This is a genomic window from Nocardioides sp. JS614, from assembly GCF_000015265.1.
Lineage (GTDB): Bacteria > Actinomycetota > Actinomycetes > Propionibacteriales > Nocardioidaceae > Nocardioides.
Genome location: NC_008699.1, coordinates 407,505 through 430,194 on the forward strand (window position 1 = coordinate 407,505; position 22,690 = coordinate 430,194).

Consider the following 22,690-nt stretch of genomic DNA (forward strand, 5'->3'; position numbering starts at 1 on the left):
GAGCCGCCCGGCGGATCGGGCCGCGTAGCCTTCGACCATGCCGGCCCACCGCGACAAGCGCCATCCCACGATGGCCGACGTGGCGGCCCGGGCCGGGGTCTCCCACCAGACGGTGTCACGGGTGATCAACAACGCGCCGAGCGTCCGGCCGGAGACGGCAGCCCGGGTGGTCCAGGCGATCAGCGACCTCGGCTACCGCCCCAACCGCTCGGCGCGGCTCCTCGCCTCGCGGCACTCCCGGCTGATCGGCGTCGCGACCTGGGGCACCAGCCACCACGGGCCGCAGCAGGTGCTGCTCGCGCTGGACGCGGCCGCCCGCCGCGCCGACTACCGGACCGCCGTCAGCACCCTGCACGCGCTGACCGAGCAGGACACCCGGGACGGCGTCGAGGAGCTGCTCCAGCTCGGGGTCGAGGCGGTGGTGCTGATCATCCCGCACGAGTCGATGCTGCGGTTCGCGACCGAGGCCGACCTCGGGGTGCCGACCGTGGTCGTCGAGGGGGACCTCTCGCGGATGCCACTGACCGTCGGGGTCGACAACGTCCAGGGCGGCAGCCTCGCGACCCGGCACCTGCTCGAGCTGGGCCACCGCACCGTCGTGCACGTCGCCGGCCCGCCGGGCTGGGCCGAGGCGGCCGCCCGCGTCGACGGGTGGCGGCTGGAGCTCGAGACCTGGGGCCGGGTGGTGCCGCCCCTGCGGTGGGGCGGCGACTGGAGTGCCCGCAGCGGGTACGACGCCGGCGTCTCCCTGGCGCGCGATCCCGAGGTCACCGCGGTGTTCGCCGCGAACGACCAGATGGCGATGGGGGTGATCGCCGCGTTGAGGGAGGCCGGCCGCCGGGTGCCCGACGACATCTCGGTCGTCGGGTTCGACGACCTGCCGGAGTCGGCGTACCTCGATCCGCCGCTGACCTCGGTGCACCAGGACTTCGGGGAGCTGGGGCGCCGCGCCATGGGGCTCCTCGAGCGGGTGCTGGCCGGCGAGAAGAAGCCGACCGCCGACCTGGTGCCGACCTCGCTGGTCGTCCGGGCGTCCACCTCGTCGCCGCGGGTGCCCGCGAACTGACCCCCGGCGAGGCGCTCCTGGTCGGGATCGGCCCCCGGGCCCCCGGTCGTCGTCGTTTGGTCACCAACCGCAATCCGGGAGCGCTCCCACTCGTCGTTGGTGACCAAACCGCAGCCCAGGACCGCTGCGGCGGGCGGCCGTGGGGCGCCGTGATCGTGGCGTGATCTGACCTACGTCCCGGTGCGCGAGACCTTTCGTCCCCAACTTCGGCGCGACCCCTTGACGCGGTGGATGTGAGCGCTCACACTCATGTGAACGCTCACAATTATGACGGTCGTCACAGGAGGTTCAGCGTGGTCGCAGGGGTGGTCGCAGGGGCGGTCGCAGCCGGTTCCCGGCCCGAGCTCGTGGTCGGCGTGGACTTCGGCACCCTCTCCGGTCGCGCCGTGGTCGTCCGGGTCGAGGACGGCGCCGAGCTCGGCTCGGCCACGCACGAGTACCCCCACGGCGTCCTGGACCGCGAGCTCCCCGACGGCACCCCGCTCGGCCCGGACTGGGCGCTGCAGGTGCCGGCCGACTACGTCGACGTGCTGCGGGTGGCCGTCCCGGCCGCGCTCGCGGCGGCGGGCGCCGACGCCGCCCAGGTGATCGCGATCGGCACCGACTTCACCGCCTGCACGATGGTGCCGACGACCGCGGACGGCACGCCGCTCAACGAGGTCGAGGGCTTCGCCTCCGAGCCGCACGCCTACGTCAAGCTCTGGAAGCACCACGCGGCACAGCCGCAGGCGGACCGGATCAACGCCCTCGCCGCCAAGAGGGGCGAGGCCTGGCTGCCGCGGTACGGCGGCCTGATCTCCTCGGAGTGGGAGTTCGCCAAGGGTCTGCAGCTGCTCGAGGAGAGCCCGGAGACCTACCGGGCCACCGCGCACTGGGTCGAGGCGGCCGACTGGATCGTGTGGCAGCTGTGCGGCGAGTACGTCCGCAACGCCTGCACCGCCGGCTACAAGGGCATCTTCCAGGACGGCACCTACCCGACCCGCGAGTTCCTGGCCGAGCTGCACCCCGACTTCGAGGGCTTCGTCGAGGACCTGCTCCAGCCGGTCACCGGCCAGCTCGGCCGACCGGCCGGCCGGCTCACCGAGGAGGCCGCCGCCTGGACCGGGCTGCCGGCCGGCATCGTGGTCGCGGTCGGCAACGTCGACGCCCATGTCACCGCCCCCGCCGCGCAGTCGACCGAGTCCGGCCAGATGCTCGCCATCATGGGCACCTCGACGTGCCACATCATGAACGGCGCGGTGCTCCGCGAGGTCCCCGGGATGTGCGGGGTGGTCGACGGCGGCATCACTCAGGGCCTGTGGGGCTACGAGGCCGGGCAGTCCGGCGTCGGCGACATCTTCAACTGGTTCGTCACCAACGCGGTGCCGGCGGCGTACGCCGAGGAGGCCGCCGCCCGCGGGGTCGACGTGCACGAGCTGCTCACCGAGAAGGCCGCCGCCCAGGCGGTCGGCGAGCACGGCCTGGTGGCCCTCGACTGGCACAGCGGGAACCGTTCGGTCCTCGTCGACCACGAGCTCAGCGGCCTCGTGCTCGGCCTCACCCTGACCACCCGGCCCGAGGACGTGTACCGGGCGCTGATCGAGGCGACCGCATTCGGCACCCGCACGATCGTGGAGACCTTCGGCGCCTCGGGCGTGCCGGTCACCGAGTTCGTCGCTGCGGGTGGCCTGCTCAAGAACCAGTTCCTGATGCAGGTCTACGCCGACGTGCTGGGCATGCCGATCTCGGTGATCACCTCCGAGCAGGGCCCGGCGCTCGGCTCGGCGATCCACGCCGCGGTCGCCGCCGGCGCCTACCCCGACGTCCACGCCGCCTCGGCGGCCATGGGCGGCGTCGAGCGCGGCGCCTACCAGCCCGACCCGGTCCGCGCCGCGGCGTACGACGCCCTCTACGCCGAGTACCGCGCCCTCCACGATCACTTCGGTCGCGGCGGCACCGAGGTGATGCGCCGACTCCGCTCGATCCGCCGCGCCACCCACACCGGAGCCCAGGCATGAACGCCGTCGTCAGCGCCGAGTCCCGCGAGGCGGTACGCCGGCTGCAGGCGGAGGTCGCCGCGCTGCACGCCGAGCTGACCCGCAACCGGCTGGTCGTGTGGACCGCCGGCAACGTGTCCGCGCGGGTGCCGGGCACCGACCTGTTCGTGATCAAGCCGTCGGGGGTCTCCTACGACGAGCTGGACGCCGACACGATGGTCGTCTGCGACCTCGACGGCACCCTGGTCGAGGGGGCGCGACAGCCGAGCTCCGACACCGCCGCCCACGCCTACGTCTACCGCCACCTGCCCGAGGTCGGCGGGGTCGTGCACACCCACTCGACGTACGCGACCGCGTGGGCCGCCCGCGGCGAGCCGATCCCGTGCGTGCTCACGATGGCGGCCGACGAGTTCGGCGGCGAGATCCCGATCGGGCCGTTCGCGCTGATCGGGGACGACTCGATCGGCCGCGGGATCGTCGAGACGCTGCGCGAGAGCCGCTCGCGCGCCGTACTCATGCAGAACCACGGCCCGTTCACCGTCGGGCCCGATGCCCGGTCCGCCGTCAAGGCGGCCGTGATGGTCGAGGACGTCGCTCGCACGGTGCACGTCGCCCGCCAGCTCGGTGCGCCGCTCCCGATCGCCCAGGAGCACGTCGACGCCCTCTACGACCGCTACCAGAACGTGTACGGCCAGACCCAGCAGACCCAGCAACAGACCGGAGGAGTCGCGTGACCCACCACCCCGACGAGCTCGAGATCTGGTTCCTCACCGGGAGCCAGCACCTGTACGGGCCCGAGGTCATCGACCAGGTCGCCGAGCACGCCGCCCGGATCGTGGCCGCGCTCGACGCGTCGCCGCACCTGCCGGTGCGCGTCGTGTCCAAGCCGGTGCTCACCGAGACCGACTCGATCCGCCGCGCGCTCCTGGACGCCACCGCCACGGACTCCTGCGTCGGCGTGATCGCGTGGATGCACACCTTCAGCCCCGCGAAGATGTGGATCACCGGTCTCGACGCCCTCCGCAAGCCGCTGCTGCACCTGCACACGCAGGCGAACCAGGCACTGCCGTGGGCCGAGATCGACATGGACTTCATGAACCTCAACCAGGCCGCCCACGGCGACCGGGAGTTCGCGTCCGTGCAGACCCGGATGGGCGTGGCCCGCAAGACCGTCACCGGGCACGTCGAGGACCCCGAGGTCGCGCGCCGGATCGGCCTGTGGGCGCGGGCCGCCCTGGGCCGCCATGCGCTGGCCGGGATGCGGCTGGCCCGCTTCGGCGACAACATGCGCAACGTCGCGGTGACCGAGGGCGACAAGGTCGAGGCCGAGCGCCGCTTCGGCGTCTCGGTCAACACCTGGGGCGTCAACGACCTGGTCGCCGTCGTCGACGAGGTCGCCGACGCCGACGTCGACAAGCTCTGCGAGGAGTACGCCGACAGCTACGACGTCGCCGCCGAGCTGCTGCCCTCCGGGGAGCGCCACGAGTCCCTGCGGTACGGCGCCCGGATCGAGCTCGGCCTCCGGTCGTTCCTCACCGAGGGCGGGTTCACGGCGTTCACCAGCAACTTCGAGGACCTCGGGGGGCTCCGGCAGCTCCCGGGCCTGGCCGTGCAGCGGCTGATGGCCGACGGCTACGGCTTCGGCGGCGAGGGCGACTGGAAGACCTCGGTCCTCCTGCGCACCCTCAAGGTCGTCGCCGACGGCCTGCCCGGCGGGACGTCCTTCATGGAGGACTACACGTACCACCTGGTCCCGGGCGAGGAGCGGATCCTCGGCGCGCACATGCTCGAGGTCTGCCCGAGCATCGCCGAGGGACGCCCGAGCCTGGAGATCCACCCGCTCTCCATCGGCGGGCGCGAGGACCCGGTGCGGCTCGTCTTCGACGCCGCGCCCGGCCCGGCGGTGCTCCTCGGCCTCGCCGACCTCGGCGAGCGGTTCCGTTTCGTGGGCAACGAGGTGGAGGTCGTCGCGCCGACCGAGCCGCTGCCCAACCTGCCGGTCGCCCGCGCTGTCTGGCGACCGGCCCCCGACCTCCGCACCTCGACCGAGGCCTGGCTGATGGCCGGCGGACCGCACCACACGGTGCTGTCCACCGCGCTCGGCGCCGAACACCTCGACGACCTCGCGGAGATGACCGGCACGGAGCTCGTGCTGGTCGACGCCGACACGACGATCCGCGGCCTGGCCAAGGAGCTGCGGTGGAGTGCGGCGTACCACCGACTGGCGCAGGGACTGTGATGCGTCCCGCGGCCGGAGCAGGGTGTGGGACGGACCTGCGCCCCCAGGTAGTGATATGGAGAAGGTGCATGCGCAAGCTACTCACCACGATCGTCGCAGGCAGCCTTGCGCTGACGCTCGCCGCGTGCGGAGGCGACGACGACTCGAAGGGCGAAGAAGGCTCCGGCGGCGGGGGCACCATCGGTGTCGCGATGCCGACCAAGTCCTCGGAGCGCTGGATCGCCGACGGCAACAACATCAAGAAGCAGCTGGAGGACGCGGGCTACTCCGTGGACCTGCAGTACGCCGAGGACGACATCCCGACCCAGGTCTCGCAGGTCGAGAACATGGTCACCAAGGGCGTCGACATGCTGGTCATCGCCGCGATCGACGGCACCGCGCTCGGCGAGGTGCTCGACACCGCCGCGAGCCAGGACATCGACATCATCTCGTACGACCGTCTGATCCGGGACTCGGAGGCGGTCAGCTACTACACGACGTTCGACAACTTCCAGGTCGGCGTGATCCAGGCCCAGTCGCTGGTCGACGGGCTCGCGGCCAAGGGTGACGGCCCCTACAACGTCGAGCTGTTCGCGGGCTCGCCCGACGACAACAACGCGACGTTCTTCTGGAACGGCGCCATGTCGATCCTGCAGCCGATGCTCGACTCCGGCGAGATCGTGGTCCCCTCCGGCCAGACCGACTTCGACCAGGCCGCGATCCTGCGTTGGGACCCCGCCACGGCGCAGAAGCGCATGGAGGACATCCTCACCAAGACCTACGCGTCCAAGACGGTCGACGGGGTTCTCTCGCCGTACGACGGCCTCTCGCTCGGCATCATCGCCGCGCTCCAGGGCAACGGCTACGGCGGCGGCGGCAAGGAGCTGCCGGTCGTGACCGGCCAGGACGCCGAGGTGCAGTCGGTCAAGTCGATCATGGCCGGGGAGCAGTACTCGACCGTGTTCAAGGACACCCGCGACCTCGCCGAGGTCACCGTCGACATGATCAAGGCGCTGAGCGCGGGCGACGAGCCCGAGGTCAACGACACCGAGACCTACGACAACGGCGTGAAGGTCGTTCCGTCCTACCTGCTCGACCCGGTCCTCGTGACCAAGGACAACGTGCAGACCGCGCTCGTCGACACCGGGTACTACACCGCGGACGAGCTGAAGTGATCCCCCCGTGGGCGGGCCCGGTGATCCTGGGCCCGCCCACGGGCTACCAACCCTGAGTGACCGAGGAGGTGACCCATGGCCCAGCCGATCCTGGAGATGCGCTCCATCACCAAGCGCTTCCCCGGCGTGCTGGCGCTGTCGGACGTCAACCTCGCCGTCGAGCGTGGCGAGATCCACGCCATCTGCGGTGAGAACGGCGCCGGCAAGTCGACGCTGATGAAGGTGCTGAGCGGGGTCCACCCGCACGGGACCTACGAGGGCGAGATCGTCTACGAGGGGCAGCCGGTCGAGTTCTCGAACATCCGGCAGAGCGAGGCGGCCGGCATCGTCATCATCCACCAGGAGCTGGCGCTGATCCCCGAGCTCTCGATCGCCGAGAACATCTTCCTCGGCAACGAGACCGCGACCCGGGGCGTCATCAACTGGGACGAGGCGAACAGCCGGGCGATCGAGCTGATGGCTCGCGTCGGTCTCCGCGAGAACCCCCTGACCGCGGTCAAGAACCTCGGCATCGGCAAGCAGCAGCTGGTCGAGATCGCCAAGGCGCTGAGCAAGGAGGTGCGGCTCCTCATCCTCGACGAGCCGACCGCCGCGCTCAACGACGAGGACTCCAACCACCTGCTCGACCTGCTCAAGGGCCTGCAGGGCAAGGGCATCACCTCGATCATGATCAGCCACAAGCTGAACGAGATCGCCCGGATCTCCGACTCGATCACGATCCTGCGCGACGGCAAGACCATCGAGACGCTGAACGTGGGTGCCGGTGGCGTCGACGAGGACCGGATCATCCGCGGGATGGTCGGCCGCAGCCTGGAGCACCGGTTCCCGGACCACACGCCGCAGATCGGCGGCGTGCTGCTCGAGGTGCGGGACTGGACCGTCATGCACCCGCTGGACCACAGCCGGGTCGTCATCGACAAGGCGAGCCTCTCGGTCCGGCGTGGTGAGATCGTCGGGATCGCGGGCCTGATGGGCGCCGGCCGCACCGAGCTGGCCCGCAGCCTCTTCGGCCGCTCCTACGGCAGCAAGCACCACGGGACCGTGCACCTCGACGGCAAGGAGCTGCGGCTCAAGACGGTGCACGACGCGATCAGGGCCGGCATCGCCTACGTCAGCGAGGACCGCAAGGGCCTCGGGCTCAATCTCCTCGACGACGTCAAGACCTCGATCTCCTCGGCCGGCCTCGACCAGCTGCGCAAGGGCCTGACGGTCGACGAGCGCGAGGAGGTGCTGGTCGCCGAGCGCTACCGGCGCAGCTTCGGGATCAAGGCGCCCTCGGTGACCACCGGGGTGCGCCAGCTCTCCGGCGGCAACCAGCAGAAGGTCGTCCTGGGCAAGTGGCTCTACACCGAGCCCCAGCTGCTGATCCTCGACGAGCCCACGCGTGGCATCGACGTCGGCGCCAAGTTCGAGATCTACGGGATCATCCAGACCCTCGCTCGCGAGGGCAAGGGCGTGCTGGTGATCTCCTCGGAGCTGCCCGAGCTGCTCGGCCTGTGCGACCGGATCTACACGCTCGCGGAGGGCGTGATCACCCACGAGTTCGTGCGTGGGGGCGCCACCCAGGAGTCCCTCATGCGTTACATGACAGCGGATGCGAGATAACTGATGAGCACCTTGACCACCACCCTGCGCGGGAACATCCGCCAGTACGGGATGATCATCGCCCTCGCGGCGATCGTGATCCTGTTCCAGTTCACGACCGACGGCGTGCTGCTCAAGCCGCTGAACGTGTCCAACCTGGTCGTCCAGAACGCCCACATCCTGATCCTGGCCATCGGCATGGTGATCGTGATCGTGGCCCGCCACATCGACCTGTCGGTGGGGTCGGTCGCCGCGTTCGTCGGTGCCGTCGGGGCGATCTTGATGACCAAGTACGACGTGCCCTGGCTGCTGGCGGTGATCCTCTGCCTCGCGCTGGGTGCCCTGATCGGAGCCTGGCACGGCTTCTGGGTGGCGTACGTCGGCATCCCCGCGTTCATCGTGACCCTCGCGAGCATGCTGCTCTTCCGCGGGCTCACGCTCGTCGTGCTCGAGGGCGCGACCGTCGGCGGCCTGCCCGAGGGCTTCAAGAAGATCGGCAACGGGTTCCTCCCCGAGATCGGTCCCGACACCGACCTGCACAACCTGACCCTGCTCCTCGGTCTGCTCGTCGTCGCCCTGCTGGTCTTCTTCGACTTCCGCAAGCGCACCGCCGCGAAGCGCTACAACTTCGAGGTCCTGCCCATCCCGCTGTTCGCGCTCAAGCAGATCGTGCTCGGCGCGGTCATCATGGAGTTCAGCTACCTGCTCGCCGACGCCCGCGGGCTGCCGATCGTCGGCCTGATCCTGTTCACGCTGATCGGCGTCTACACGTTCATCATGTCCCGCACGATCTTCGGCCGGCACGTCTACGCGATCGGCGGCAACGTCGACGCGGCGACGATGTCGGGCGTCAACACCAAGCGGGTCGACTTCCTCGTGATGACGAACATGGGCCTGCTCGCCGGGCTCGCGGGCCTGGTCACCACCGCTCGACTCACCGCGGCGAACCCGAAGGCCGGCGTGAACTTCGAGCTCGACGCGATCGCCGCGTCGTTCATCGGTGGCGCAGCAGTCACCGGCGGTGTGGGCACCGTGATCGGCGCCATCATCGGTGGTCTGGTCATGGGTGTCCTCAACAACGGCATGTCGCTGAACGGCGTCTCCATCGACTGGCAGCAGGCGATCAAGGGCCTGGTGCTCCTCGGCGCCGTCGCGTTCGACGTCTGGAACAAGAAGCGCACCGCAGGAAGTGGCGGGGCCGGTGCCGAGGCCGAGGCCACTCCGCCGCCACCGGACGAGCTGGTCGAGGAGATCCGGAACCTCGAGGCGGACGCCGGGCCACCCGGCCACGGCTCAGGGGCCGGCGTCCGCTGATCGCCCCCACAGACCGGTGCTGATCGGCAGTCCCCGTCGAGCCGCCGTCCGGTTGGCGTGCCGGAGGTTGACGACACCGCTCGGCTCCACCTCCAGGCCGGCGGTCTCGTCACACACGCCGAGGCCTGACCCGAGACGCACCGAACCCGAGACCCGAGCCCGCCCCATTCCTGACCGGAGGCGGCCTCGGGTCTCGGTGTCGTCCCGCCCGGCGGCGACCGTGGCGCGCGACAAAAGACGTCGCGGTTGGTGACCAAACCGCATGATCTGGGCGTCGGGGCGTGTCGTTTGGTGACCAAACGACGCAGGGTCGCGGCGGCGGGATCCGGCGGGGCCGGTCAGGGGCCGGCCAGGACTGTGGACCCGCGGTGGAAACCGTCGGCGGCGCACCGTAGGTTCCTCGCGTGAGCACTGGACCCGCCGCGGCGCGACCCGGGGTGTACGCCGACACCGGCGTCTTCGTGTGTCTCGAGGGTGGCGAGGGGTCCGGGAAGTCCACCCAGTCCGGACTGCTGCGCGACTGGCTCGAGACGCAGGGATTCGAGGTGCTGCTCACCTTCGAGCCCGGCGATACCGAGGTGGGACGCAAGCTGCGCGCCATCGTGCTCAGCCCGGAGACCGGTGCGATCTCCGACCGCACCGAGGCGCTGCTCTACGCCGCGGACAAGGCCGAGCACGTCGACACCGTCGTCCAGCCCGCCCTGGACCGTGGCGCGGTCGTCATCACCGACCGCTACGTCGCCTCGATGCTCGCCTACCAGGGCGCGGGCCGGGCCCTCGACGTCGGCGAGGTCGAGCAGGTCGCCCGATGGGCGACGCACGACCTACGTCCGCACCTGACCGTGGTACTCGACCTCGAGCCCGAGCACGGCCTGGGCCGGTTCGAGGAGCGGGACCGGATCGAGGGGGAGTCCGTGGAGTTCCACCGCCGCGTGCGGGAAGGCTTCTTGGGGATGGCGGCAGCAGATCCGGACCACTACCTGGTGCTCGACGCCCGGGGCGACCGCGAGGAGATCGCCGGCCGGGTCCGCGACCGCGTCGCCCCCCTGCTCGACCGGGCGGCCCGGCGATGACCGTCTGGGACGGCCTCGTCGGGCAGCATCGGCCGAGCGAGGCGCTGCGCGCGGCCGCCCACGGGCAGGGCATGAGCCACGCCTTCCTCTTCACCGGCCCGCCCGGCTCGGGTCGGTCCAACGCGGCCGTCGCCTTCGCGGCGGCGCTGCAGTGCGAACGCCCCGAGGACCGCGGGTGCGGCGAGTGCCACGAGTGCCACACGGTGCTGACCGGCAGCCACGCCGACGTGGCGGTGATCCGCACCGAGAAGCTCTCCATCGGGGTCGACGAGATGCGCGACCTGGTGCGCCGCTCGGCCCTCGCCCCGGTCGGCCGGCGCTGGCAGATCATGATCGTCGAGGACGCCGACCGGCTCACCGAGCGGGCGTGGAACGCGCTGCTCAAGGCGATCGAGGAGCCCGCGGACCGCACCGTGTGGATGCTGTGCGCTCCCACGGTCGAGGACGTGCTGCCCACGGTCCGGTCGCGCTGCCGGCTGGTCACGCTCACGACCCCGACGACCGACGACGTCGCCTCGTTCCTGGTCCGTGCGGACGGGGTCGACGCCGCGGTGGCGTCGTACGCCGCCCGCGCGAGCCAGGGCCACATCGGCCGCGCCCGGGCGCTGGCCCGCGACGAGGCGACCCGCAACCGGCGCCGCGAGGTGGTCGCGCTGCCCGCCCGGCTGGTCTCGCTGCGCGCCTGCATGGAGGCCGCCACCAGCCTCGCCGAGGTCGCCAAGCAGGAGGCCGAGCTGGTGACCGGCGAGCTGGACGCGCGCGAGAAGGCCGACCTGGACGCGGCGTACGGCGTGGTCGAGCGCGGCCGCCGCCCGCGGGAGTACGCACCCGCGCTGCGCGACCTCGAGAAGGACCAGAAGACCCGCGCCAAGCGGCGCTACCTCGACGTCGTCGACCGGGGCCTGATGGACCTGGTGTCGGTCTACCGCGACGCGATCGCGGTCGCGACCGGCGCCGCCGGCCTCCTGGTCAACGAGGAGATCCGCGGCGACGTCGAGCTGCTCGCCCGGGTGTCGACCCCCGAGGTCAACCTGCGCCGGATCGCGGCGATCTTCGAGGCCCGCGAGCAGATGCTGGAGTTCAACGTGCAGCCGATGCTGGCGCTGGAGTCGATGATGGTCGCGCTCGTCGCGCCGGAGGTGCGCACCGGGTGAGGCGGCTGCTGGTCGTCCTGGTGGTGGTCGCGCTGGTGGTCGGCGTCGGCGGTGTCGCCGTGCTCGTCGCCCTCGGCCCCGGCGACCCGAGTGACCCCGGCTCCGCGCCGCGCACCGACGTCCCGACCACCGTCCCCGAGCCTGCGGCCACCCAGCCGCCCTCGCCGGGGCTGACGCCGTTCTACTCCCAGGCCCTCGCGTGGTCGGTGTGCCCCGACGACGATGCGCTGTGCGCGACCCTCACGGTGCCGCTGGACTACCGCCGACCGCGCGGGAAGACCATCGAGCTGGCCCTCCTCAAGGTGCCCGCCGAGGACCCGGGACGGCGGATCGGGTCGCTCGTGGTCAACCCCGGCGGGCCGGGCGCACCCGGCACCGACTACGCCGCGAGCGCGAACACGGTGTTCCGCCAGCCCCTGCTCGACGTCTACGACATCGTCGGCTTCGACCCGCGCGGCACCGGCGACAGCGCGCCGATCGACTGCCTCACCGACGACCAGCTCGACGACTACATCGCGACCGACCCCGACCCCGACACACCAGCCGAGGTCGCCAGCTACGAGGGCTGGGTCCAAGCCTTCGGCGAGGGCTGCGCGGAGCGGTCCGGACGGCTCGCGGCCCACGTCACGACCATCGAGGCCGCCCGCGACATGGACGTCCTCCGCGCGGCGCTCGGCGAGTCCACGATGACCTACTTCGGTGCGTCCTACGGCACCAAGCTGGGGGCGACGTACGCCGATCTGTTCCCCGACAAGGTGGGCCGACTGGTGCTCGACGGGGCGGTCGACCTCTCGATCGGCTCGCGCGAGCTCAGCCTGGAGCAGGCCGCGGGCTTCGAGACCGCGCTGCGGGCCTACGTCGCCAACTGCGTCGAGCAGACCGACGGCTGCTTCCTCGGCGACACGGTGGACGCGGGACTGCAGCGGATCCGGGACTTCATCGACGCCGTCGACGCGCACCCGCTGCGCGGCAGTGGGGATCGCCTGCTCGACGTCGGCAACGCCTTCTACGGCATCGTGCTGCCGCTCTACAGCCGCGAGTATTGGACCATCCTGAGCCAGGCGCTGCGCCTCGGCTTCCAGGGGGACGGCTCGGCGCTGCTCCAGCTCGCCGACCTGTACAACTCGCGGGGCCCCGACGGCTACCGGGACAACGCGTCCGAGGCGATCTACGCGATCAACTGCCTCGACGACCCCTACGCCATCCCGCCGGAGCAGGTGCCGGCGAACCTCCCGGACTTCGAGGCCGCGTCGCCCACCTTCGGCAGCGTGTTCGCCTGGGGCCTGACCACCTGCGGCGGCATCCAGGTCCACTCGACCGAGAAGCCGCGGACCGTGCGGGCGGCCGGCGCCGCCCCGATCGTCGTCATCGGCACGACCCGCGACCCGGCGACGCCGTACGACTGGGCGGTGCACCTGGCCCAGCAGCTCGACTCGGGCGTGCTGGTCAGCCGCGACGGCGACGGGCACACCGGCTACAACTCCGGCAACGACTGCGTCGACGAGGCGGTCGAGGCCTACCTGATCGACGGCACCGTCCCGGAGGACGGGCTCAGCTGCTGAGGGTCGCGCCCCGCGCAGCGGCGGCCGGCCGATCTGTTGTAACGCCCGTTTACCCGCTCCTCCCACCGTGTTGCAACATGGTCGGGAGTCGGGGTAACACGGCGTTACAGTACGGCGGCGCCGCTCACCCCAGCAGCGCGTGCACCTCGTCGGCGGTGGCCTCGCCCGAGCGGACCGCGCCCTCCATGTAGCCGTTCCAGACCGGCGAGCACTCCGCGCCGGCCCAGTGCAGCCGCCCGACCGGCTCGCGCAGGGCGTGGCCGAACCCGGTCCACACGCCCGGAGCGAAGTGGGCGCCGTAGCAGCCGCGGGTGAACTCCTCGGCCATCCAGTCGCGCTCGACGTACTCCAGCGGCTCGGCGGCCCGGGGACCGAAGTAGCGCACGAAGCAGTCGACGACCGCAGCCCGCCTCTCCTCAGGGGTACGGCGGGCCCACTCCCGGCCGTCGGCGGCCTCGATGAACCCCATCAGGATGCCACGGTCGTAGCCGGGCGGGGTGTTGTCGAAGGTGACCTTCACCGGGCCGAGGTCCGAGCCGGCCTGCCCGTTGAGCCCGTCCTCGCGCCAGAACGGCGTCGGGTAGACGGCGTAGACCTTGAAGACGCTGCCGGCCGGCACCTTCTGGGTCAGCTGGTCGCGCCAGCTGGGCAGCGGCGGGTCGTACTCCAGCCGGCCGGCGAGCGCCGGCGGGAGCGTGATGATCACCCGGTCCGCGTCGTACGACGTGCCGTCACGGGTCACGACCCGGACCCCGGCCGCGTCCTGGACGACCGACCGGACCGGCTGGCCGAGCCGGACGTCGAGACCCTCCGCCAGGCGCTGGCTGATCCGCCACGAGCCGCCGTCGATCCGGTCCTGCTGCGCGCCCCGGTCCACAGCCATCAGCGTGTCCATGTCGGTGCCGGAGTGCGTGTAGAACAGCGCGTGCAGCAGCGAGAGGTCCGAGAGGTCGGCGGAGAAGACCGCCTCGCAGTAGAGCTCGAAGTAGGCGCGGCCCTGCGGGGTGCGCAGGTTGCGCTGCACCCAGGTGCGGAAGGTCTGCCCGTCGAGGGCCGCGGCGCGCTCGGTGTCCCAGGGTCGGTCGAGGTCGACCCGGCGGGCCAGCCGGGCGAAGCGCAGCGTGCCCTGCGCGAGGTCGGCGATCGCGAACGGGTTGAGCCGCGGCACCGCGCCCTTGCGACCGGCGAGCCGGCCGTGTCGCCCGCACAGCGAGAAGACGATGTCGCCGTCGTTGTACGTCGGGATCGTCGCCAAGCCGAGCTCCGCGATGAGCTCGTACATCCGGTCCTGGGTGGGCCCGACCCACTGGCCACCGAGCTCGATCCACTGCCCGTCGCTGAGCGCCCCGGCCTCGGTACGCCCGCCGACCCGGTCCCGCGCCTCGACCACGACGACGGACCGGCCCGCCGCCTGCAGGCGCCGGGCGGCCGCCAGCCCGGACAGCCCGGCGCCCACCACCACGACGTCGCTCACCGACCCACCGCCTTCAGCTCGAAGCCCGCCCACCGCCGGCGCACCCACGCCGGCCGGGTGTCACCGGTCCCCGCCTCCGCCGCAGCGGTCCACTTCTCCCGCAGCACCTCGGCCTCGGCGAGCGCGGTCGCGGTCGGGACGGGGTGCGCGACCCAACGCCGCTGCGTCTCGTCGCGCTCGGCGGCGAGCCGGGCCTCCACGCCGGTCCAGTCGCACAGCGCGGTCCGGTGCAGCCGCTCGTGGCGCCACCACAGCGACCGGTCGTCCCGCCGGTTGTCGACGCCCGCGGTCGGGTACGCCGTCTCCGCGAGCGGCTGGTCGACGCGCAACGGCACGAACAGCGAGAGCGCCGGGTCGGCCGTCCCGGTCGCCCAGTGCAGGCCGGACCCGAGGTCGCTGACCCATGAGGACACGGTCTGGCTGGACGCGAGCAGGCCGCCCGCGTGCATGTTCGGGCCGACCATGGACCCGTTGAGCAGCGACCATCGCGGGCCGCCGTCGGTGCCGTTGTCGCGCAGGATCGAGATCGCGTCGAGGACGCCCTCCGCGCCGCCCGCCCGCCGCTCGGTGAGCGACCGGCGCCCTGCACAGCCGGCGACCCGGCCGCGCAGCCGGTCGGCGTACCGCTCCGCGAACCCGGCGATCGTGAGCCCGTTGCTGATGCTGCGGGCGCCGGTGACGTCCTCGCTGGCCCAGTGACGGCCGGCGGTCTCGAGGACGATCGCGCCGTCCCGGTCCGCGACCAGGAAGCTGTTGTGATAGGTGAACCGGCGGTGCTCCGCGCTGCACGCGCCGCCCTGGCCGTGCTCCTCGAGCAGCGCGACGATCACCTCGACGGCCTCGCGGGCCGACGCGGCGCGCTCGAGCGCCAGCCGCAGCAGGTCCATGCCGAGCAGCCCGGGCTCCAGGCTGGTCCGCTGCTTGGTGAACACCGCCTCGTTGCCGATCGCCACGCCGTGCTCGTTGGCGCCCATCTCGGCTCCCCACATCCACCACGGCCGCGAGACGACAGTCGCGTGGGTGCAGGCGACCTGGGGGAGGTCGACGTACGTCGTGCGGGACCGGGCACCGGCCTCGTGCGTCGCTGCGGGGGTCCATTCCCACAGCTGGGCCTCGTTGGGGTCGCGGTCGGAGTTCTTCGCCAGCACCATGCCCGAGTCGGTCCGGAAGACGATGGTGTCGCACACGCGTCGCAGCGTAGGGGCGCCCGGCCCGGCGGGACAGCCCCCAGGCTCCGCCGCCGCGGCCCGTTATCGCGAGGTCAGCATCTTCCCGAGGCCGGCGACCCCGGAGCCCAACAGCTCCAACCAGCTGAACGCGTCGTCCCAGAGGGTGATCCGGCCGTCCTGCACGGTGAACGTGCCGCGGACCCGGAACGACGTCTCCCAGCCGGAGTAGCGGAGCACGTCGGTGCGGTCGGTGAGCACCGTGCCGTTGTCGGGTTCCCCGGTGGCGGCGACGTGGTGCCAGCGGACCTCGAAGCCGACGCCGCGGCGCTCCATGTCGCCGATCATCTGGCGCACGCGCTCGCCGCGGAAGGTCGGCATCGCGGTGTTGCGCCACTCCACGTCGGCGTCCAGGAGCGCGAGGGCCGCCTCGCTCTCCGCCCGGGAGAGGTGCTCGAGGAAGGCACGGACGGTCTGCTCGGGGGTCATGCTCCGACGGTAGCCCGCGCCGCGCGAGCCGTCACCGGCTCGGCGATCGCCTGGATCCGTGCGGTGGCGAGGTCGATCATCAACCGGGCGGCGGGGGAGAGGATGGCGCCGGTGCGGTGGACCACGGCGAAGGTGTCGTACTGCCGCGGCCGCAGCGCCACCCAGCCCGCCTCCGGCGCCAGGCGGGGGAGCAGCTGGAGCGCGGCGCCCTTCGGGACCACCGAGTCGGCGTACCCCATCCCCACCAGCTCCACGGCCGTCTCGATGTCCTCGACCTCGATCCGGGTGGCGGGATTGTGCCCGGTCTCGTGGAGCATCTGCCGCAGCGTGGCGCGGGTCGAGTCGACGGCGCGGTACGTCGTCTCCGACATCACCAGGGACGCCTGGGAGAGCCGGTGGGGGGTGACGGGCGTGGCCAGGCGGGTGGGGTCGGCGCTGATGTACACGAGCTCCTCGCGCGCCACCGGGGTGACCGTCATCCCCTCGCTCTGGATGCCTGAGACCGCGAGCATCGCGGCCTCCAGGCGGCCGCGGCGCAGGTCCTCCGCGACCTCGGTGGAGTTCTGGCCGACCAGCTCGACGCGCACGCCCGGGTAGCGCGAGAGCACGTCGCCGATCAGCCCCGCTCCGGCGTACAACCGCGCGATCCCGAACATGCCGAAGCGGATCGTGCCGGTCTCGAGCGACTTCACGCTCTGCACGGCCTGCGCCGCCTCGTCGACCGTCGCGAGCACCTTCTCGGCGTGCGGCCGAAGCGTGTCGGCGACCGTCGTGGGGACCACGCCCCGGCCGACCCGGCGGAAGAGCTGCACGCCGAGCGTCTTCTCCAGGGCCCGGATCTGCTCGGAGACCGACGGCTGGGCGTAGCCGAGCTCCTCGGCCGCCGCCGTCAGCGAGCCGTGCTCGTAGGTCGCGAGGAAGCACGTGAGCTGATGTAACGAAAGCATAGGAATATCCTAGGGATGATGAAGGATACCTAGGCTACCCCTATGTGTAGTGCGCGGCGAGAATGGCGGTGTTCCCGCTCGCCCGCGCCTCGGAGGAGGTCCCTCGATGTTCGATCACCACTGCACCGCCTGCGACCAGCGCAAGCTGATCTTCCCGAGCCAGGTCACGGGTCTGGCCAACACCGACCACGGCATCGTCGTCACCTTCACCTGCTGGTGCGGGGCCGAGCAGACGATGCTCACCGGTCGCCGCGCCGCCCGGGCCCCGAAGGCCACGCTCGCCGCCTGAACCCGGCCACGCCTCGCCTGTCCACGCCGTCGGCGACGCCTCTGATCGCCGTACGCCGAGGACCCCCCACGCCGGTCCGGTGCCGTTTTCGTGCACCGGAGCGGCGTCCGTATACTTCTCCGGGTTGTCCGGCCCGGGTACGTCTCGCCGGGCAGCGCGCCGCCTTAGCTCAGTCGGTAGAGCGTCTCACTCGTAATGAGAAGGTCGTCGGTTCGATTCCGACAGGCGGCTCCACGACAGGCGGCTCCAACAGCGACTCCAACGAGGGCCCTGGCCGGCGGCGATGCTGGCCAGGGCCCGACTTCACTCCGAGTGAGGCCCGCGACTCGCGAACTCGCGACGAACGCCAGGTTCAGACCCTCGCGCTTCGTTCCCGCACGGCTCAACGCGACGGCGACTGGGGCGCACCGTTGTCATGGAACGTCGCCGCGCGGGGGACTGCGGGTTGCCCGACCACCGGTTGTGACTTGAAATGTTGTGCAACATCTTGTGCAACCTCGCCGTCTCATCGATAGTGGAAGAGAAGTGAGAGTCGGCGACATGCGGAAGGGGGAGCCATGGAGAAGCAGTCGTTCGGGCTGATCAGCGCCTCCGGAGGCAAGGGCGGCAGGGAAGGCAAGGCCGCGCGTTCTGGAGCCAAGAGCGGCAGGTCTACGACCACGGTCGACAAGTCCGCCCAGTTCCGTCTGCGCTCCGCCACCAAGGGCGAGCGGCGCGTGTCATCGAGTGCACTTCGCCGCGACACCCGACCGACGCTGGACCTCCTCCAAGACACCGACGCAGTCGCGGTCACGCACTACAACGAGGTCGAAGGCTATCTGGTCGCGCCCGACCGTTATCTCGGGCTGGTCGCCCGCGTCGAGGAGGCAGATGAGCGCGAGAGCGAACTCGCCTCGACCATGACCGTGCTGCTCGCCGCTGCGCGCACCGGCGTTGCGGTCCCGTCAGAGATGCTCGAACGAGTCATGCCCCGCGTCGATGTGGCTGAGCGGTGGCGCGAAATCGCCGAGTTCGCGGCCACATTCCCGACCCGGATCACTGCCGGTGAGCACGGCGAACCCATCACGCGTGCACACCTCTCGCACGTGGGCGGACCGATCGAAGAGTTCGGTTCGGATGACGACCTCAACCTCGGCTGACCGAGGCTGAGGCACCCGTGGCGGAGGAAACGCAGGGCAGCGCCAGCGATGCCTGGTACCCGGCGCCTGCGGGCTATTGGGTTCCAGCGGAGGAGGCGGACCGGCCCGACGTCTGGCCACACCGTTTCGGCGACCTCTTCCGCGCTCCGCCGAGCGACGCCAACGGCACGCCCTTGACGACAAGCGACGGGCGACCGTGGGACGCGGTCATGGTCTACTCGCCCAGTTGCGAGGTCATCTCGAAGGCGAAGCAGAGCGACAGCGTCGAGGTCGTGCGGGTCGTCCGTCTCGACACCCAAGACCCGAAAGCCGCCGCCGCGATCATCGGTGGCTGGCAGGAACGACAGGGCCGGATCGGAGTCGCGTACGCACACACGGTGTTTCTCGCCGCCGTCGCCGGCCACCCCACTCACGACTATCCGATGTTCGCCCACCTCAAGTCCACCGTGCGCGTCGCCCTCGGCGATCTACGTGCGGCAGGGCGCATCGCGGCGTTGACCCACGACGCTCGGATCGCCGTGATCCGACGCGACCTGTACTACCGGTACCGATGGTTGGTTCCCATCGAGGAGGTGAAGGCCGCCGAGATCGACCGGATCTCCAACGATCCGCACTTCACGCCGCCGCGCCCCGGGTGGGCACCCGACGCCTCGGAAGAGAACGCCGAGACGCACGGCTGAAGGCCGGCCGCCACCTGGCATCCGGCCGGCGGGGCCCGGATCGTTGCCGCCTGCCGCGCGGGAGACCACGCCTTACGAGGTCGTCGGTTCGATTCCGACAGGGGCTCCCCGTGGAAGCGCCGCTCACCGGCGGACCCGCCGCTCGAGAGGCGCCCTTCCCGTTCCTGGGGCCGCCGCCTCCCGCGCGCCGCTCGCGACACCTGTGGCAGGTTTGTCGTATCGCCGTGATGCCGTTCGTGGTGAGGGTGACGGCGGTCGCGAGGACCGCCGGACCTGAGGAGGAGTCATGACGCACTACCTGTTGAGCGTGCACGGACCGGCCGAGCGCAACGAGTTCGGCAACTACGACTCCCGTGAGGAGATGGAGGAGGCGTTCGCCGCGACCGGCGCCTTCAACGACAAGCTCCACGCCGAGGGCTACTGGGTCTTCGCCGGTGGGCTCGAAGCAGCATCGACGGCGACCGTGGTCGACGGCCAGGGGGAGACGCCGCTGATCACCGACGGGCCCTACCTCGAGACGAAGGAGCTCATCGGCGGCTTCTGGATCATCGACGCCCCCGATCTCGACGTCGCGCTCGACCTGGCGGCCCAGGGGTCGAAGGCGTGCCGCGGCAAGGTCGAGGTCCGTCCGTTCGAGGGCCTGGCCTGACGAGGCGCCGGGCTGCGCCGTACCCGCGCACGACGTCGGAACCGCCCCCGCCTTCGTGTGTCGGGTTGCCTGAACACGATTCTGTTACTCATCGGTTGCAGGGCGGGCGGACACTGTAACGTTCGCCTTGTAGATGGCTCGGTCCCTGGCGACAGTCGGCGCCCGGCTCGACGTGCCACGCCGAGGAGGCGTCATGCGCAAGATCCTGCCCGCTCTGCTCATCGTGGTGGGCACCTTCTTCCTGGTGGTGGCGATCGTCGCCCTCACCTGGGTGCCCGGACAGGTCGAGCGGACGCCGCTCGACACCGACAACGTCACCGACCTGTCCGGCACGGCCGGCGTGTTCTCCGGCGGAGACGCCCTCGACGAGGGGCCGGTCAAGGCGTGGAGCACCAATGCCGTCGACTCCGAGGCGTCCGACGACGACAACGTGGTGTTCAACACCTCGCTGTGCCTGGTGCACGACGAGGGCGGCATCGACGGCTGCGTCGACGCGGACGACCCCCAGGGCCGGCTGATCAGCGCCGAAACGACCCTGTTCGTCACCGATCGGCACACCGCGATGACGGTGGACAACGACGGGTACCTGCCCGAGACCGCCCCGCAGCTCGAGGGCCTGCAGAACAAGTGGCCGTTCGACGCCCAGAAGAAGGCCTACCCGGTCTGGGACGACATCATCGCCGGCACCGTCGAGGCGGAGTACCTGGGCGAGGACGAGATCGACGGCCTGAAGGTCTACAAGTACGAGTACCACGCCACCGCCGATTCGGTCGTGGTGGCCGGCGACATCACCGGCACGTACGACGCGACGTACACGTTCTACATCGAGCCGCGGACCGGTTCGATCATCAAGCAGGTCGTCCACCAGGAGCGGGTCGCCGACAACGGGACGCCGCTGCTGGAGCTCGACCTGGCATTCACCGACGAGCAGGTCCAGAAGAACGTCGACGACGCCAACGAAGCGATCTCGACGCTGCGCCTGCTCGAGGACATCGTCCCGATCGTCGGACTCGCCGCCGGGATCCCCCTCATCCTGCTCGGGCTGGCGCTGCTGCTCCTCGCCCGCCGCCGGCGCACGGCGGCTCCCGCGGACCAGCCGAAGGCCACGGCCGGGGCCTGACCTCGCCGGTCGCCTGCCGTCGGCGGACGGGCGGCGCGGACTACGTGCGCGGAACCTCAGCGTCCAGTGTTGAAGATCGTGTTCAGTCGGGCGACCTCGGCGGCCGGGAGATAGCGGGCTCCGCCTATCTGGCGCAGTAGGAACGTCACCTGCGCGGTGTACTCGAGCCGTTCCATGGCGAGGTACGCCTGCTCCAGGTCCGTGCCCCAGGTGAGGGCGCCGTGGTGCTCCAGCAGGCAGGCACGGTGCGACAGGACGAACGGCTCGATGGAGTCCGGCACGGCGTCCGTGGACGGCGTGGCGTAGGACGCCAGGGGGACCTCGGGCATCGCCACGACGGTCTCGGGCATCATCGGTCCGTAGAGCCCTTCGCCCTTGATCGCCCACACGGTCGAGTACATCGGGTGGGCATGGACGACCGCGTGCACCTGCGGGTCCACGGCGTAGACCCGCAGGTGCATCCGGATCTCCGAGGACGGCCGGACGTCGCCGCCCCCGAGGAGCTGCCCGGTGCCGTCGACGACGGGCAGGTCCTCGGGCCGCAGCGTGCCCTTGCTCACTCCTGTCGGTGTGCACAGGAAGCTGTCGGGGTCGACGCGCACGGAGATGTTGCCGTCGTTGGCGGCAACCATCCCGCGCTGCCAGAGCCGCCGTCCCACCTCGCAGACGGCCGCGCGGGCGTCGGCCTCGGACACGTGCACCTCGGATCAGTCCTCCGCGCCGTGGGAGAGGTCACGGTAGAGCTCGGCCGCCTTCTCGGGCGACCACTCGTCGTGGACGACGGAGCGCACGGCCTGGAGCATGGCGTGGGGGTCTCGACGCTGGAAGATGTTGCGACCCATGTCCACCCCGGCCGCGCCTTCGTCGACCGCCTTGCGCGCCATGTTCAAGGCGTCGAGCACGGGCAGCTTCTTGCCACCGGCCATGATGATCGGTACCGGGCACGCAGCGGTGACCTGTGCGAAGTCCTCGCAGTAGTACGTCTTGACGAGCTGGGCGCCGAGCTCCGCGATGATCCGGGTGGCGAGGCCGAGGTAGCGCGCGTCTCGCACCATGTCCCGGCCGACCGCGGTCACGCCGAGGACGGGGACGCCCGCCCCCAGCCCAGCGTCGACGAGCTGGGTCAGGTTGTGGATGGATTGGGTCTCGTGGTCGCTGCCGATGAACACCTGGACCGCCACGGCCGCGGCATCCATGCGCACGGCGTCGGTGATGTCCATCGCGATGCGCTCGTCGGACAGGTCGTTGAGGATGGAGGGGCCGCCGGACGCCCGGACGACGAGAGCGTTGTCGCAGCTGGCCGGGATGACCGAGCGGATGATGCCTCGCGTGGCCATGAGCGCGTCCGCGTACGGCGCGAGCGGCACGATGTTCAGGTCGACACGCTCGAGCCCGCTGGTGGGACCTTGGAAGTACCCGTGGTCGAAGGCGAGCATGACGGTGCGTCCGTCGGCGCCGAAGATGCGCGAGAGGCGGTGGCGCATGCCGAAGTCGAGCTGGCTGGCGCCCTTGATGTGGAATCCCTCCACCTGCTGGGGGCGGTCGAGGCCGAAGTCCTTGGCGGCGAGGTTGCCCTCGAGGTCAGCCATGGTTGAGTCCTTTCGTTGGCTTTCGT

The 22,690-nt window shown here is 71.1% G+C and carries 21 protein-coding genes and 1 tRNA gene; 16 read left to right on the forward strand and 6 right to left on the reverse strand.

Translation table 11 applies throughout. The annotated features are described in order from the left end of the window. Window positions 1-37: 37 nt before the first annotated feature. The 10 genes from NOCA_RS03325 (at window position 38) to NOCA_RS03370 (ending at window position 13,122) form a co-directional block, all read left to right on the forward strand. Window positions 38-1,066 (forward strand): LacI family DNA-binding transcriptional regulator, encoded by a 1,029-nt coding sequence (locus tag NOCA_RS03325; RefSeq protein ID WP_011753873.1) that lies wholly within the window; start codon window positions 38-40, stop codon window positions 1,064-1,066. Between the two features lie 293 nt (window positions 1,067-1,359). Then, the gene (araB, locus tag NOCA_RS03330; protein ID WP_011753874.1) at window positions 1,360-3,063 is read left to right on the forward strand and encodes a ribulokinase; all 1,704 of its coding nucleotides are present in this window, start codon (window positions 1,360-1,362) and stop codon (window positions 3,061-3,063) included. After that, window positions 3,060-3,776: an L-ribulose-5-phosphate 4-epimerase gene (locus NOCA_RS03335; RefSeq protein WP_011753875.1), complete on the forward strand. Its 717-nt coding sequence runs from the start codon at window positions 3,060-3,062 to the stop codon at window positions 3,774-3,776. Before araB ends, NOCA_RS03335 begins: the two co-directional genes overlap by 4 nt. Then, on the forward strand, window positions 3,773-5,281 hold the full coding sequence (araA, locus tag NOCA_RS03340; RefSeq protein ID WP_011753876.1) for an L-arabinose isomerase: 1,509 nt from the start codon (window positions 3,773-3,775) through the stop codon (window positions 5,279-5,281). The genes NOCA_RS03335 and araA overlap by 4 nt, the downstream gene beginning before the upstream one ends. Before the next feature lie 68 nt (window positions 5,282-5,349). Beyond that, window positions 5,350-6,435, forward strand: coding sequence for a multiple monosaccharide ABC transporter substrate-binding protein (chvE, locus tag NOCA_RS03345; protein ID WP_011753877.1), 1,086 nt, complete (start codon window positions 5,350-5,352; stop codon window positions 6,433-6,435). A 75-nt stretch (window positions 6,436-6,510) separates the two neighbouring features. Continuing rightward, window positions 6,511-8,040, forward strand: coding sequence for a multiple monosaccharide ABC transporter ATP-binding protein (gene mmsA, locus NOCA_RS03350; RefSeq protein WP_011753878.1), 1,530 nt, complete (start codon window positions 6,511-6,513; stop codon window positions 8,038-8,040). A 3-nt stretch (window positions 8,041-8,043) separates the two neighbouring features. Next, the gene (gene mmsB / locus NOCA_RS03355) at window positions 8,044-9,333 is read left to right on the forward strand and encodes a multiple monosaccharide ABC transporter permease (RefSeq protein WP_011753879.1); all 1,290 of its coding nucleotides are present in this window, start codon (window positions 8,044-8,046) and stop codon (window positions 9,331-9,333) included. Window positions 9,334-9,737: 404 nt separating this feature from the next. Continuing rightward, the gene (tmk, locus tag NOCA_RS03360) at window positions 9,738-10,406 is read left to right on the forward strand and encodes a dTMP kinase (protein ID WP_011753880.1); all 669 of its coding nucleotides are present in this window, start codon (window positions 9,738-9,740) and stop codon (window positions 10,404-10,406) included. After that, window positions 10,403-11,560, forward strand: a complete 1,158-nt coding sequence (locus NOCA_RS03365; RefSeq protein WP_011753881.1) for a DNA polymerase III subunit delta' — start codon at window positions 10,403-10,405, stop codon at window positions 11,558-11,560. The genes tmk and NOCA_RS03365 overlap by 4 nt, the downstream gene beginning before the upstream one ends. Continuing rightward, window positions 11,557-13,122 carry an alpha/beta hydrolase gene (locus NOCA_RS03370; RefSeq protein ID WP_011753882.1) on the forward strand — a complete coding sequence of 522 codons (1,566 nt, stop codon included), beginning with the start codon at window positions 11,557-11,559 and terminating at the stop codon, window positions 13,120-13,122. The genes NOCA_RS03365 and NOCA_RS03370 overlap by 4 nt, the downstream gene beginning before the upstream one ends. Window positions 13,123-13,246: 124 nt before the next feature. Here NOCA_RS03370 and NOCA_RS03375 read toward each other — a convergent pair whose 3' ends face one another. The 4 genes from NOCA_RS03375 to NOCA_RS03390 form a co-directional block, all read right to left on the reverse strand. Then, the gene (locus NOCA_RS03375) at window positions 13,247-14,596 is read right to left on the reverse strand and encodes a flavin monoamine oxidase family protein (protein WP_011753883.1); all 1,350 of its coding nucleotides are present in this window, start codon (window positions 14,594-14,596) and stop codon (window positions 13,247-13,249) included. Further along, window positions 14,593-15,783 carry a carcinine hydrolase/isopenicillin-N N-acyltransferase family protein gene (locus tag NOCA_RS03380; RefSeq protein ID WP_011753884.1) on the reverse strand — a complete coding sequence of 397 codons (1,191 nt, stop codon included), beginning with the start codon at window positions 15,781-15,783 and terminating at the stop codon, window positions 14,593-14,595. The genes NOCA_RS03375 and NOCA_RS03380 overlap by 4 nt, the downstream gene beginning before the upstream one ends. Window positions 15,784-15,846: 63 nt before the next feature. Then, the gene (locus NOCA_RS03385) at window positions 15,847-16,251 is read right to left on the reverse strand and encodes a limonene-1,2-epoxide hydrolase family protein (RefSeq protein ID WP_011753885.1); all 405 of its coding nucleotides are present in this window, start codon (window positions 16,249-16,251) and stop codon (window positions 15,847-15,849) included. Beyond that, the gene (locus tag NOCA_RS03390) at window positions 16,248-17,198 is read right to left on the reverse strand and encodes a LysR family transcriptional regulator (protein ID WP_011753886.1); all 951 of its coding nucleotides are present in this window, start codon (window positions 17,196-17,198) and stop codon (window positions 16,248-16,250) included. Before NOCA_RS03390 ends, NOCA_RS03385 begins: the two co-directional genes overlap by 4 nt. Window positions 17,199-17,304: 106 nt before the next feature. On the opposite strand from NOCA_RS03390, the gene NOCA_RS03395 reads away from it, so the two are divergent. From NOCA_RS03395 to NOCA_RS03420, 6 genes are all read left to right on the forward strand, one after another. Next, the gene (locus tag NOCA_RS03395) at window positions 17,305-17,487 is read left to right on the forward strand and encodes a hypothetical protein (protein WP_011753887.1); all 183 of its coding nucleotides are present in this window, start codon (window positions 17,305-17,307) and stop codon (window positions 17,485-17,487) included. Window positions 17,488-17,645: 158 nt separating this feature from the next. Next, window positions 17,646-17,721, forward strand: a tRNA-Thr gene (locus tag NOCA_RS03400). A gap of 323 nt (window positions 17,722-18,044) precedes the next feature. Next, a complete protein-coding gene (locus NOCA_RS03405; RefSeq protein WP_011753888.1) occupies window positions 18,045-18,626 on the forward strand; it encodes a hypothetical protein in 582 nt (193 codons plus the stop codon). 17 nt (window positions 18,627-18,643) lie between these two features. Beyond that, window positions 18,644-19,306, forward strand: a complete 663-nt coding sequence (locus NOCA_RS03410) for a hypothetical protein (RefSeq protein ID WP_011753889.1) — start codon at window positions 18,644-18,646, stop codon at window positions 19,304-19,306. Window positions 19,307-19,592: 286 nt separating this feature from the next. Next, window positions 19,593-19,955, forward strand: coding sequence for a YciI family protein (locus NOCA_RS03415; RefSeq protein WP_011753890.1), 363 nt, complete (start codon window positions 19,593-19,595; stop codon window positions 19,953-19,955). A gap of 193 nt (window positions 19,956-20,148) precedes the next feature. Beyond that, entirely contained in the window at window positions 20,149-21,075 is a 927-nt protein-coding gene (locus NOCA_RS03420) for a DUF3068 domain-containing protein (RefSeq protein WP_011753891.1), read from the forward strand. A 56-nt stretch (window positions 21,076-21,131) separates the two neighbouring features. Here the strand turns inward: NOCA_RS03420 and NOCA_RS03425 are convergent, their stop codons facing one another. Together NOCA_RS03425 and lsrF are read right to left on the reverse strand one after the other, a co-directional pair. Further along, window positions 21,132-21,770 carry a class II aldolase/adducin family protein gene (locus tag NOCA_RS03425; protein WP_197687626.1) on the reverse strand — a complete coding sequence of 213 codons (639 nt, stop codon included), beginning with the start codon at window positions 21,768-21,770 and terminating at the stop codon, window positions 21,132-21,134. Between the two features lie 12 nt (window positions 21,771-21,782). Continuing rightward, window positions 21,783-22,664 (reverse strand): 3-hydroxy-5-phosphonooxypentane-2,4-dione thiolase, encoded by an 882-nt coding sequence (gene lsrF / locus NOCA_RS03430; RefSeq protein ID WP_011753893.1) that lies wholly within the window; start codon window positions 22,662-22,664, stop codon window positions 21,783-21,785. Window positions 22,665-22,690 lie beyond the last annotated feature (26 nt).

Bases quoted from the DNA above. Each gene is read 5' to 3' on its own strand.
- NOCA_RS03325 (WP_011753873.1), top strand. From the start codon at position 38: ATGCCGGCCCACCGCGACAAGCGCCATCCCACGATGGCCGACGTGGCG.
- NOCA_RS03335 (WP_011753875.1), top strand. From the start codon at position 3,060: ATGAACGCCGTCGTCAGCGCCGAGTCCCGCGAGGCGGTACGCCGGCTG.
- chvE (WP_011753877.1), top strand. From the start codon at position 5,350: ATGCGCAAGCTACTCACCACGATCGTCGCAGGCAGCCTTGCGCTGACG.
- mmsA (WP_011753878.1), top strand. From the start codon at position 6,511: ATGGCCCAGCCGATCCTGGAGATGCGCTCCATCACCAAGCGCTTCCCC.
- mmsB (WP_011753879.1), top strand. From the start codon at position 8,044: ATGAGCACCTTGACCACCACCCTGCGCGGGAACATCCGCCAGTACGGG.
- NOCA_RS03365 (WP_011753881.1), top strand. From the start codon at position 10,403: ATGACCGTCTGGGACGGCCTCGTCGGGCAGCATCGGCCGAGCGAGGCG.
- NOCA_RS03385 (WP_011753885.1), bottom strand. From the start codon at position 16,251: ATGACCCCCGAGCAGACCGTCCGTGCCTTCCTCGAGCACCTCTCCCGG.
- NOCA_RS03390 (WP_011753886.1), bottom strand. From the start codon at position 17,198: ATGCTTTCGTTACATCAGCTCACGTGCTTCCTCGCGACCTACGAGCAC.
- NOCA_RS03395 (WP_011753887.1), top strand. From the start codon at position 17,305: ATGTTCGATCACCACTGCACCGCCTGCGACCAGCGCAAGCTGATCTTC.
- NOCA_RS03405 (WP_011753888.1), top strand. From the start codon at position 18,045: ATGGAGAAGCAGTCGTTCGGGCTGATCAGCGCCTCCGGAGGCAAGGGC.
- NOCA_RS03415 (WP_011753890.1), top strand. From the start codon at position 19,593: ATGACGCACTACCTGTTGAGCGTGCACGGACCGGCCGAGCGCAACGAG.
- NOCA_RS03420 (WP_011753891.1), top strand. From the start codon at position 20,149: ATGCGCAAGATCCTGCCCGCTCTGCTCATCGTGGTGGGCACCTTCTTC.
- lsrF (WP_011753893.1), bottom strand. From the start codon at position 22,664: ATGGCTGACCTCGAGGGCAACCTCGCCGCCAAGGACTTCGGCCTCGAC.